The sequence below is a fragment of the Antribacter soli genome, assembly GCF_021568775.1.
Classification (GTDB): Bacteria; Actinomycetota; Actinomycetes; order Actinomycetales; family Cellulomonadaceae; genus Antribacter; species Antribacter soli.
Genome location: NZ_JAKGSG010000069.1, coordinates 20,679 through 27,150 on the forward strand (window position 1 = coordinate 20,679; position 6,472 = coordinate 27,150).

The window sequence follows — 6,472 nt, forward strand, 5'->3', positions numbered from 1 at the left end:
TCAGCCCACCTCCCGCAGGCCGTCCGGTGAGGAGGCTTGGCGGGTGGTGTAGGTGTCCAGGTCGAACCCGAACCTGGTGAGCTTACGGAACGCGTCGGGCAGGACCCCGGGGACGAGGTTCCCGGCCTCATCAGTACGGAAGATGTGAGTGGTGGCGAACGTGCCGGGCTGGTCCCCGCGGGAGATCGCGACGATCTCGGTGACCCGGCGCGGTCTGCCAGGGTCGTCGTCGAGGTCGGCGTCGGTCAGGTTCCAGTACGCGTCCGGGTCGAAGTTGAGCTCCTCGTCGAAGTCCGCCGGTTCGCGTTCGACGTGCACGACCAGGTCGATCCACTGGGCGAGCTTGCGGGTCATCAGGACGTCGGTCCATTGCCCGCCGGCCTCCATCCCGCACGTGACGAGCTTCTCGATCGCGGCGGCCGCGTCCCGGGCGTGGGTGGTCGACATGACCCCGGACCCGTTCTCGGTGTTCTTCACCAGCGGCACGATCTCCGGGCCCCGGCACTCGCCCAGCACGACCCGGTCGGGGTTCTTGCGCACGATGTCCTCGGTCAGCCTCGACAGGGAGTAGACCCCCGCCTGCCGTCCGTCGGGGCCGACCTCACCGGACCCGCGCCGCTCCTCGTACGCCCACGTCAGGGGCCGGTACTCGTGCACGTGCAGCTCGTAGTCCGTCTCCAGGGTGATGAGCCGCTCGGTTGCCGGGATGCACCCGATCAGCGCACGAACCAGGGTCGTCTTGCCCGACCCTGGGGCGCCGGACACGATGATCGACATCCGGGCCCGGACCGCCGCCCGCAGCAAGGACGCCGCCTCCGGCGGCAGCAGCCCGCCCCTGGCCAGGTCCTCGAGACTCACCTGGACCAGACGGTGGCGGCGGATCGCGACGTCCGGGAACGGGGTCACCCACGCCGAGGCCGACAGCCGGGACCCGTCGTCCAGGCGCAAGTGCAGCACCGGCTGAGCCTGGGAGAAGTTCCGCGCCGCACCCGCCGAACGCGAGGCGAGGAACTGCATCGCCTCGATCAGCTCCTGGTCGGAGTCGGCGACCCTAGGACCCAGGACGCGGCGCCCGTTGCGCAGCTGCACCCAGACCCGCCCGTCCTTCTCGACCTCGATGTTCTCCACCCGGTCGTCGTCCATGAGCTGCTGCAACCGCCCGAACCCAAACAACGCCGCAAACACCGCCCGCGCCACCGCGTCCCGCTGCGGCCCCGACAACGGTGCCTGGCCGGTGTTCGCCCGCTCGGCGACCGTCTCCTCGATCGCCTCCAATACCAGACCCCGCGCCACCTCCCGTTGGGCGACCGGGTCCAGGTCAGGGTCGACGGCCACCTTCTGCGAGAGCCGCTCGGAGACCTGACGGCGCAGCACCCCCACCAGCTTCCAGTCCACCAGCGAGTCGTGGTGCCGCACCGGCCCGCTGGGCCGCTCGCCCTGCGGCCGGTAGGACGACCACCCCGGACCAGACGGTTCTGCGAAGGCCATTCCGTTCGACCCCTGACCGCCGGCCGCACCATTCGGGACCGTGCGGTTCGAGGTCGCACCGCTCGAGCCGGCGGCCGCCCACGGGTTCGCCGCCCGATGCGTGGCACCGGGCGGGCCGGGGACCGGGTCCGCGAAGAACGGCACGGAACTCGGAGAGGCCGGCGCCTGCCCATCTACGACCTGGCCTGCTGGCGCGACCGTCGCGACCACGGGCGCCTCGGCCGCGCGCGGCGGCTCGTCCGGCCCCTCGGGCGGGATCGTGGGGCCCTCGCACAGCGTGGTCACGATCCCACCCCCATGCTGACAACCCGGTGCTGGGCGACCACGGACCCGATCGCCGAGGCCGCCGCTCGCAGCGAGCGCACGTAGGCGCTGGTCTCGAACCGGCGTGGCGGGGTCGCGCCGGCGTAGTAGACGGCCGCACCGTCGGGGTCCCACGCCACCGGCGCCACCACCGGAAGTGCGAGCGCCAGGCCGACTTCCCGGGCCGAGTACGGGCGGCCCTCACCGATCACGAGCACGCCCGGGCGACGCCAGGGCTGGTCCCGGACCACGACGTCGGCCCACGGCCGGGCCCCGGCCAGCGCCGGCAGGCTCGAGCGGACGGTGAGCAACGTTAGGTCGGCGGAGGCGAGCAGCGGCTCCGGGGAGGCGGGGCAGCCAAGGGGGCCGGCGTCAACGATCACGTCCGTCCCGGTCGCCTCCAGCTCCGCAAGCGCACCGGCGAGTGGCCGCCAGAGACCGCGCAGCACCGGCGCCTGCGCATGCGAACGCGGCCCCGCCACGTAAGACACGTGCGTGCCGTCGATCGGGCGGACCACCTCCCGCAGCGCGTCGGCCGTCGCGAGCGACGACAGCGCGAGCTCCACAAGCCCCGTCTCATAGGATCGGGCGCCCTGGAACCACCCGGTCAGCAGGGCCGAGAGCCCGCGCGGGTCGGCCTCGACCAGGAGCACCGGGCGCGGCCACGACATCGCCAACCCGAGCGCCGTGGTCGAGACGCCGGGACCGCCGTTCGTCGAGCACAGCGCGATCACCGCCATCTCACTCACCGTCCCCGTCGTCCGCGGTGGAGTCGTCTGCGTCGTCGGCTGTGGGGAGGTCGAAGTCCTGGACGATCGAGGCCCGGCCGCCCATGACGGCGTCGGACAACGCGACCGCCTCACCCCGGGCGACCAGGACGTCCACTACCGCACCGGTGTCCCCGGCGTGCACGGCAGCGACCTCCCCAGGAGTGAACGTCGGCTCGCTTTCGGTCGCGGTAGACGGCGCCGAGACGACCACCCGCACCAGATCACCCGGCTCGAGCGTCAGCCCCTGGGCCTGCTGCGCGGTGAGCGTCACCCGGACCACCGAGGTGCCCTCGGGCGGGTACGCATCATCTGCGATGTCCGCCGATGACAGCAGGGAGCCCTCGGGCACGCCGTCGGCGAGCCGCTTGCCGATCAGGGACGCGACGTCCGTGCTGGGGATCGACGCGACCGACGAGTCGAGCGAGACCGACACGCTACGCAGGTCCTCGGCGGCGATCACGTGGTACTTGTCCAGATCCCCGGCCGCGACGAGGACCTCTCGCGAGTCCGACAGCGCCACGCCCGTGACCAGGCCGGCCGCCGCACCCAGGCCCACCGCCGCGAGCCCGGCCCCGACCACCCACGGCCGGCGCCGCAACCTGGGCGGGGGCGCAGGAGGCTGCCCGGCGGAAACCGGCCTCCGGCCGGGAAGCGCCTGCTTCGGGGTCGACGTCGTCATGGTCTGTGCCCTCCTGCCGTAGTGCCCGTCAGCTCACGAGTACTTGCCCCTCCGCCACGACCACCTGTAACTCCGCGACCAGCGGATCCAGCGTGATCGTCCCGGTCTGACCAGCCCCCGCCCAGTCCACGACCCACGTCGTGGAGGCGGTGACGGTGTACGCGCCGCCGGGCTCGAACCCCGACTCGCGCGTGAAGACGTGCCCGCAGTCCGGCGACGGTGACCCGCCGAAGTGCGGTTCATACGGCGTTCCCGCGCCGCACGAAGTCGTGGTCCCGTCCCCGAGATCCCACCGGACCTCGCTCGCACGGGCCGTGGCGGTCACGGTGACCCCGCCTACCGACGCCGTCGCGGTGTTCTCGCCGAATGTGGTTGCCCCCGGGTCGGCGACCCACAACCACACCGGGACCCCGACAACCGCCATCGCACCCGGAGGCGGGGCCGCGCCGATCTCGATCGCCCGCAGGCTCATCTGCGCGACAGCTTGCCGCGCCACCACGCCCGGGGCAGGAGCGTTGACCACCTCCGGCGGCGTCGCGAGCCAGACGACCTGGTTCAGGTTCGGCGCGAGCGGGTTCACGCACTCATACACCGCGCCGTCACCCGGCTCGTGCCCCGCCCACGCCGGGTCCCCAGCGGGCGGCTGCGGATCCATCGGGCTCAGATAGCACCCAAGATCCTGCGCCCACGTCCCGTACTCCGACACGCAGTCCACCCCATGCTGGCCCCACGGGCCGAGCCACACATGGGCAGGCGCCTCGAAGAAGCACGGCGACCCGTCCTCCGAGTCAGCAGACCCTCCATCCGAGCCGCCATAACCCACAGGGATGCCGTCGGTGTCGGGCGCACCCTCGCCACCAGGAACCGACACGTGCACGCTGCAGGTTCCCGAACGCAGATCCACGATGCGGCACTCACCACCAACGTCCGGCCCGTCAGTCGCGATCGCCGGGGAGCACATGCCGAAGAGCCCCGCCACGGCGAGGGCCAGGCAGAGGCTGAACCTCACGGCACGGCGCATGGCTCCTGCTCCAAGGTCTCGACGTCGGCTACGCGCCACCCGCCGTCGGGGTCGTTCGCAAAGTCGTCGTTCGTAATTGAAAGTCGTTCCCAACCGCGGTCAGGGCGCCCCGCGGCGACCTGCGAGGCACCGAAGCTGTCGACGATGTCGAGGCCGGAGACGTCGAAGCACACGTCGACCTGCACGGTCGGAGCCTCGCCGGCCAGCGGGTCCGCTCCGTTCAACGACACCGTCTGCACGACGGCGTCGAGGATTCGGACCTCACCGGTCTGCCGCCAGCCATCTTGAGCCCAGGTCGTGAACTGGTCTTGGAGCCGGGTGAGCTCGGTCGCTCCTGCGACGCTGCTGAGCGACTCAAGGTCGGCTGGGTCTTTGGCGACGCCGTCCGTCACTCGGTAGTACTCGTTCGCGAGTGCAACGGCGCTTGCGGCTGCGCGTTCTGACTCCGTCGTCTGGCTTGGTGAGGATGTTGCCGATGGTGTCCCCGTCTGCGTCGTCGGGGAGGGGGTGGGGTCCCCGGGGTTGCCCGTGCAGGCTGTTGCAGCGAGCAGCAGCCCGACAGCAGTGGCGACGACACGTCGCTGAACCTTCATGCGCGGACTCCTTCGCCCCCTGGTGCGGAATCTGCCTCACGACGGACATTTCCCCCCTGTCGGGGGCAATGGGTCTCCAGAGTGCACCGCGTCTTGCCTGTTGACAACCGATTCAATGAACGCCAAGGCCTACGCTCTGAACCGCACTGGAGTCTGCGCACCGCCGTGGGCTGACGCTCATGCTGCCATGCGACGGAGCCGGATAACGCGGACGCAGGAAATCGCGGGCGGGCTTCTGGCCGTGCATCTGTGCAGGTCAGAAACGCGGACTAAGAGCTGACTTGCGGGTCTGACGCAGGCGGCCGACCGATGGCTGCAGACCCTTGTATACGTTTTCGGGCGGGTACCGAATGCTTTCGATCGACCGGCGGGTGAAATCGCAGCGTGCCACGCTGGCTCGCGACCCATTCGGCGAACCGGCGCGTGGTACGCCGACAGTGGCGGACTGCCGCGGTGGCCTCCAGGACCGCGACCTCCCGGGCCGGACCGGGACGTCCGGAGCATTAAAGTGACTAGCGCCTGATCCCATCGCCGACCTGGGGGTTCGTCCGTGAGCACGCCGCGTGAGTTCCGTCTGCTGGTGACCGGTGGTGGGACGGGCGGGCACACGTACCCGGCGCTGACGACGGTGCGGGCGCTGCAGGCGCGGCTCACCGCCGAGGGCACGACGGTGCGGGTGCTGTGGGCGGGCAAGGCCGGCGGCCTGGAGGCGCGGGTCGCCCAGGCTGAGGGGATCGAGTTCGCGCAGGTCGCGACGGGCAAGATCCGCCGGGCGTCGAACCCGCTGGGGATGCTGACGGTTGAGAACGCGAAGGACATGGCGCGGGTCCCGCTGGGGGTGGCGCAGGCGCGGTCGGTGGTGGCGCGGTTCCGGCCCGACGTGGTGCTGTCGACCGGCGGGTACGTGGCCGTGCCGATCGGGTTGGCCGCGACGATGCTGCGTCGCCCGCTGGTGGTGCACGAGCAGACGGTCCGGCTCGGGCTGGCGAACCGCGTCCTGGTCCGGGGCGCCGCCCGGGTGGCGGTGTCGTCCCCGTCGACGCTGGACCTGCTGCCACCTACTATCCGGGAGCGGGCGGTGGTGACGGGCAACCCCGTGCGGGCCGAGGTGCTGACCGGGGAGCCGATGAAGGCGGTCGACGTGCTCGGCCTCGACTCGTTCCAACCGGACCTGCCGGTCGTGTACGTGACCGGTGGCGCGCAGGGGTCGGTGCAGATCAACACGCTGATCGCCGAGTCGCTGCCGTGGCTGCTGGAGCGGGCGAACGTGATCCACCAGTGCGGGCCGAACAACGTCGAGACGATGACCGAGACCGCCACGGCGCTGCCCGCGGACCTGGCGGGCCGGTACTGGGTGCTTGGGTTCGTCGCCGCCGAGCTGCCGGACGTGCTGGCTCTGGCCGACGTTGTTGTCTCCCGCTCCGGGGCGGGCACGATTGCGGAGCTGACCGCGCTGGGCAAGCCCGCGGTGCTGGTGCCGTTGGCGTCGTCGGCGGGGAACGAGCAGGCGCACAATGCGCGCCGGCTGGAGGAGGTCGGCGCGGCCGTCGCCCTCGAGGGTGACGTGACGCCGTCGGGCCTCCAGGTGGCGGTGGAGCCGCTGCTGACGGACGCCGGG

The 6,472-nt window shown here is 71.6% G+C and carries 6 protein-coding genes; 1 reads left to right on the plus strand and 5 read right to left on the minus strand.

Annotated elements, in window-relative coordinates; all coding sequences use genetic code 11:
• From L1785_RS22395 to L1785_RS22415, 5 genes are read right to left on the minus strand one after another with little or no spacing between them, the layout of a single operon-like run.
• Entirely contained in the window at positions 1–1,773 is a 1,773-nt protein-coding gene (locus L1785_RS22395) for an ATPase, T2SS/T4P/T4SS family (protein ID WP_236091459.1), read from the minus strand.
• Entirely contained in the window at positions 1,770–2,531 is a 762-nt protein-coding gene (locus tag L1785_RS22400; RefSeq protein ID WP_236091460.1) for a P-loop NTPase family protein, read from the minus strand. Before L1785_RS22400 ends, L1785_RS22395 begins: the two co-directional genes overlap by 4 nt.
• Position 2,532: 1 nt before the next feature.
• Entirely contained in the window at positions 2,533–3,240 is a 708-nt protein-coding gene (locus L1785_RS22405; protein WP_236091461.1) for an SAF domain-containing protein, read from the minus strand.
• A 28-nt stretch (positions 3,241–3,268) separates the two neighbouring features.
• Positions 3,269–4,261: a hypothetical protein gene (locus L1785_RS22410; protein WP_236091462.1), complete on the minus strand. Its 993-nt coding sequence runs from the start codon at positions 4,259–4,261 to the stop codon at positions 3,269–3,271.
• Positions 4,246–4,653 carry a hypothetical protein gene (locus tag L1785_RS22415; RefSeq protein ID WP_236091463.1) on the minus strand — a complete coding sequence of 136 codons (408 nt, stop codon included), beginning with the start codon at positions 4,651–4,653 and terminating at the stop codon, positions 4,246–4,248. The genes L1785_RS22410 and L1785_RS22415 overlap by 16 nt, the downstream gene beginning before the upstream one ends.
• A gap of 751 nt (positions 4,654–5,404) precedes the next feature.
• On the opposite strand from L1785_RS22415, the gene L1785_RS22420 reads away from it, so the two are divergent.
• The coding region (locus L1785_RS22420) for a UDP-N-acetylglucosamine--N-acetylmuramyl-(pentapeptide) pyrophosphoryl-undecaprenol N-acetylglucosamine transferase (RefSeq protein WP_236091464.1) at positions 5,405–6,472 on the plus strand (1,068 nt) is incomplete at its 3' end.